The sequence below is a fragment of the Pseudomonas sp. AGC41 genome, assembly GCF_057334555.1.
This window is the reverse complement of sequence record NZ_JBHFJB010000034.1, coordinates 1-4,651: the sequence shown is the minus strand read 5'-3', so window position 1 is coordinate 4,651 and position 4,651 is coordinate 1. Positions and strand designations below refer to the sequence as shown.

Here is a 4,651-nt window from a genome sequence, read left to right as displayed (position 1 = left end):
GCGATGGGGCCGGAACAGCCATCTCATCCACCTGTGCAACATTTGGAAACGTGTCTGCCCACTGTTCGATTGTGGTGCTAAATGTGAGTCCTTATCATTTGCGCTCTGTTCACAATCGAGAGACTGCTACCATGTCGGCCACCAAACGCCTGCTGTCCGCCCTCGCACTGACCCTGATCGGCACTTCCGTCGCCCAGGCTGCCGATGAGGTGGTGGTCTATTCGTCGCGCATCGATGAGCTGATCAAACCGGTTTTCGATGCCTATACCAAGAAGACCGGCGTCGCGGTGAAGTTCATCACCGACAAGGAAGCGCCTTTGATGCAGCGGATCAAGGCCGAAGACAAAAATGCCAGCGCCGACCTGCTGCTGACCGTCGACGCCGGCAACCTCTGGCAAGCCGAGCAGATGGGCATTCTGCAGCCGTTCACCTCGCCGGTAATCGATGCCAACATTCCCCCTCAATACCGGGCGTCGTCCCACGCCTGGACCGGCCTGAGCCTGCGGGCGCGGACCATTGCCTACTCGACTGACCGGGTCAAACCGGCTGAGCTGACTACTTACGAAGCGCTGGCCGGCAAGGAATGGGAAGGCCGCTTGTGCCTGCGGACCTCGAAAAAGGTCTACAACCAGTCGTTGACCGCGACCCTGATCGAAACCCATGGCGCTGAAAAAACCGAGGAGATCCTCAAGGGCTGGGTCAGGAACCTGTCCACCGACGTATTCTCCGACGACACCGCGCTGCTTGAGGCGATCAATGCCGGCCAGTGCGACGTTGGTATCGTCAACACCTATTACTACGGCCGCCTGCACCAGCAGAAGCCAGACTTGAAGGTCAAGCTGTTCTGGCCCAACCAGGCGGACCGTGGCGTGCACATCAACCTCTCGGGTATCGGCCTGACCAAGTACGCGCCGCACCCGGATGCCGCGAAAAAACTGGTGGAGTGGATGACCACGCCTGAAGCGCAAAGCATCTTCGCCGACGTGAACCAGGAATTCCCGGCCAACCCGAAAGTCCAGCCGTCCAAGGAAGTCGCCGCCTGGGGCCAGTTCAAGGCCGACACTCTGCCGGTGGAAGTCGCGGGCAAACGCCAGGCCGAAGCCATTCGCCTGATGGATCGTGCCGGCTGGAACTGAGACGATCCCTTTCAGCTCATTGACGACCCGTGGCGAGGGAGCTTGCTCCCGCTGGGCTACGCAGTAGCCCCAAAATCCTGGATCATGCCCCGGCATATGGATCCTGGCAGATATCCCGGGAGGGCTTCGCCCTCCAGCGGGAGCAAGCTCCCTCGCCACATGACCGTTTGTCTTACGAGAGTTTTCCTTGACCCACCCCGCCCAACGCCGCTGGTATCCCCTGGTCTTCGTCGTCGCTGCGCTGGTCCTGTTGCCGTTGAGCGTCCTGCTGCTGTCCTGGCAGAGCATCGATATGCAGATCTGGTCCCACTTGTGGGAGACCCAGATGCCGCGCCTGCTGGGTAATACCCTAACGCTGATCCTCGGTGTGGGTGTCGGCGTGACGTTGTTGGGGGTCAGCCTGGCGTGGCTTACCAGCCTTTGCGAATTCCCCGGTCGGCGCTGGCTCGATTGGGCGTTAATGTTGCCGTTCGCGTTTCCCGCCTACGTGCTGGCGTTCGTCTTCGTCGGCCTGCTGGATTTTGCCGGCCCGGTGCAGACCCTGATGCGCGAATGGTTCGGCAGCGGCTTGCGCCTGCCCCGGGTACGTTCGACCGGCGGGGTTATCCTGGTGTTGGTGCTGGTGTTCTATCCGTACGTCTATCTGCTCGCGCGAAGCGCCTTCCTGGCCCAAGGCAAGGGATTGATGGAAGCGGCCCGGGCACTCGGCCAATCGCCCTGGCAGGCGTTCTGGCGGGTGGCGCTGCCGATGGCCCGACCGGCAATCGGCGCGGGCGTGGCGCTGGCGCTGATGGAAACCCTGGCGGATTTCGGCGCGGTGTCGGTCTTTAACTTCGACACCTTTACCACCGCCATCTATAAAACCTGGTACGGCTTCTTCAGCCTTTCCAGCGCAGCCCAACTGGCCAGCCTGTTGCTGTTGGCGGTGATGGTGGTGCTCTACGGTGAGCGCCGTGCCCGGGGAGCACAGCGGGCCAGCAACGAACGGCCCCGGGTCAAGGCGCTTTACCATTTGCGCGGTTTCAAGGCGGCAGCGGCAAGCGGCTGGTGCCTGTTGGTTTTCGCTTGCGCGTTTGTCATTCCGGTGCTGCAACTGGTGGTGTGGTTCTGGCAGCGCGGTCGGTTCGACCTGGATGAGCGTTATGCCGGGCTGATCATCCATACCCTCTATCTGGGCGGCCTGGCGGCCCTGGTCACCGTGTGCGCGGCCTTGCTGCTGGCGTTCGCCCGTCGCTTGGCGCCGACCCGTCCGATCCGCGCCGGTGTCGGCCTGGCGAATCTGGGTTATGCCTTGCCGGGTTCAGTGCTGGCGGTGTCGATCATGCTTGCGTTCAGCTATCTGGACCGTGAGTTGGTCATTCCGCTATCGACCCTGCTCGGCGGGGCGGGAAAGCCGTTGCTGTTGGGCAGCTTGGCGGCGCTGCTGCTGGCCTACCTGATACGTTTCCTGGCCGTGGCCTACGGTCCGCTGGAAAGCAGCCTGGCGCGGATTCGTCCGTCATTGCCCGAGGCCGCACGAAGCCTTGGCGTCAGTGGGCCACGCCTGTTTTTCAAAGTGTATCTGCCGTTGCTCCTGCCTGGCACGTTGAGCGCGGCGTTGCTGGTGTTCGTCGATGTGCTCAAAGAAATGCCCGCCACCCTGCTGATGCGCCCGTTCGGCTGGGACACGCTGGCAGTGCGGGTCTTTGAAATGACCAGCGAGGGGGAGTGGGCACGGGCTGCATTGCCGGCGCTGACCCTGGTGCTGGTCGGGCTGTTGCCAGTCATCGGATTGATACGGCGCTCGGCTCATCGGCGCGTTCTGAATTAATTGAGAGCGGCTCCAGGTGCCAGTGCCATGGCATGCGGATACAATGCGCGGCATTCGGTGCGGTCCGTCCGTCGGACCGGGTAGCTGAGGACGCCATTTTTTCAGGCGTTCGTGCTCTGCAGTACCCGTCCGCACCCTCGCCACGCCCGGAAGGAGAAACCCATGGGACAGCGTACGCCTCTGTATGACCTGCATCTCGCCCTTGGCGCGAAGATGGTCGATTTTGGCGGTTGGGATATGCCTCTGCACTACGGCTCGCAGGTCGAGGAACACCATCAGGTGCGCCGCGATTGCGGTGTGTTCGATGTGTCCCACATGACCGTGATCGACGTTGCCGGCCCCCAGGCCAAGGCCTGGCTGCAGCGCTTGCTGGCCAATGACGTCGATCGCCTCCAGGACACCGGCCGTGCGCTGTACAGCACGATGCTCAATGAGCGCGGCGGCATTGTCGATGACATGATCATCTACCGGGTCGAGTACGGTTACCGGCTGGTGTTCAATGCCTCGACCCGCGACCAGGACTTGGCCTGGATGCAGGCACAGCTCGGTGAATACAACGTGCAACTGCACGAGCGTCCCGAATTGGCGATGCTGGCCATCCAGGGGCCGCAAGCCCGGCACAAGATTGCCGAGCTGGTCACGCAATCGCGCGGTCAATTGATCCAGCAGCTCAAGCCCTTCGAAGGTCGTGCCGACGGCGACTGGTTCATTGCCCGTACCGGCTATACCGGTGAAGATGGTTTGGAAATCGTCCTGCCGGCCCATGAAGCCCCGAGCTTTTTCAACGATCTGGTGGGCGCCGGAATTCCTCCTATCGGCCTAGGAGCCCGCGATACCTTGCGCCTGGAAGCGGGTATGAACCTCTACGGCCAGGACATTCATCAGGATGTTTCGCCGCTGGCCTCCAACATGGCCTGGAGCATCGCCTGGGAACCTGCGAACCGCCAGTTCATTGGCCGCTCGGCGCTGGAAGCCGAACTGGCGGCTGGCGTGCAATACAAACTGGTCGGGCTGGTACTTGAAGAACGCGGTGTTCTACGCGCTCATCAGGTGGTCCGTATCGCCAATGTTGGCGAAGGAGAGATCACCAGTGGTAGTTTTTCTCCTACGCTTAGTAAGTCTATTGCCCTGGCACGTGTTCCGATGGCTACCGCCGACCGGGCCGAGGTGGAAATTCGTGGCAAGTGGTACCCGGTACGAGTGGTCAAGCCGACCTTCGTCCGCCATGGCAAAACCCTGATCTAACCTTTTGCGGCGGGCCGCTGGCCGCTGACACTTTCTCTTGAGGACATAGAATATGAGTGATATCCCCGCCGAACTGCGTTTTGCCGAAAGCCACGAGTGGGCGCGCCTGGAAGCCGACGGTACCGTCACCGTGGGCATCAGCGACCACGCGCAGGAGGCTTTGGGCGATGTGGTGTTTGTCGAGCTGACCGAGGTCGGTAAGATTTTTGCTGCTGGTGATCAGGCGGGAGTGGTGGAGTCGGTCAAGGCCGCTTCCGACATCTACGCCCCCATTTCCGGCGAAGTGATTGCGATCAATGAAGAGCTGGGCGTCTCGCCGGAGTTGCTGAATTCCGATCCGTACGGCGCCTGGATCTTCAAGCTCAAGCCAAGCGACAAGGCCGAGTTGGACAAGTTGCTCGATGCGGCAGGCTACAAGGCTGCTATCGGCGAGTAACACTTGATACCTGTGGGAGCGAGC

At 61.6% G+C, this 4,651-nt stretch carries 4 protein-coding genes; all 4 read left to right on the top strand.

Going from position 1 to position 4,651, the window contains the following annotated elements:
* Nucleotides 1–131: 131 nt before the first annotated feature.
* Nucleotides 132–1,136, top strand: coding sequence for an extracellular solute-binding protein (locus ACE04F_RS06120; protein WP_486105441.1), 1,005 nt, complete (start codon nt 132–134; stop codon nt 1,134–1,136).
* Between the two features lie 187 nt (nt 1,137–1,323).
* A complete protein-coding gene (locus tag ACE04F_RS06115; protein WP_486105440.1) occupies nt 1,324–2,946 on the top strand; it encodes an ABC transporter permease in 1,623 nt (540 codons plus the stop codon).
* Between the two features lie 162 nt (nt 2,947–3,108).
* The gene (gene gcvT / locus ACE04F_RS06110; protein ID WP_486105439.1) at nt 3,109–4,191 is read left to right on the top strand and encodes a glycine cleavage system aminomethyltransferase GcvT; all 1,083 of its coding nucleotides are present in this window, start codon (nt 3,109–3,111) and stop codon (nt 4,189–4,191) included.
* Nucleotides 4,192–4,243: 52 nt separating this feature from the next.
* A complete protein-coding gene (gcvH, locus tag ACE04F_RS06105; protein ID WP_486105438.1) occupies nt 4,244–4,627 on the top strand; it encodes a glycine cleavage system protein GcvH in 384 nt (127 codons plus the stop codon).
* Nucleotides 4,628–4,651: the final 24 nt, after the last annotated feature.

Bases quoted from the DNA above. Each gene is read 5' to 3' on its own strand.
- ACE04F_RS06120 (WP_486105441.1), top strand. From the start codon at position 132: ATGTCGGCCACCAAACGCCTGCTGTCCGCCCTCGCACTGACCCTGATC.
- gcvT (WP_486105439.1), top strand. From the start codon at position 3,109: ATGGGACAGCGTACGCCTCTGTATGACCTGCATCTCGCCCTTGGCGCG.
- gcvH (WP_486105438.1), top strand. From the start codon at position 4,244: ATGAGTGATATCCCCGCCGAACTGCGTTTTGCCGAAAGCCACGAGTGG.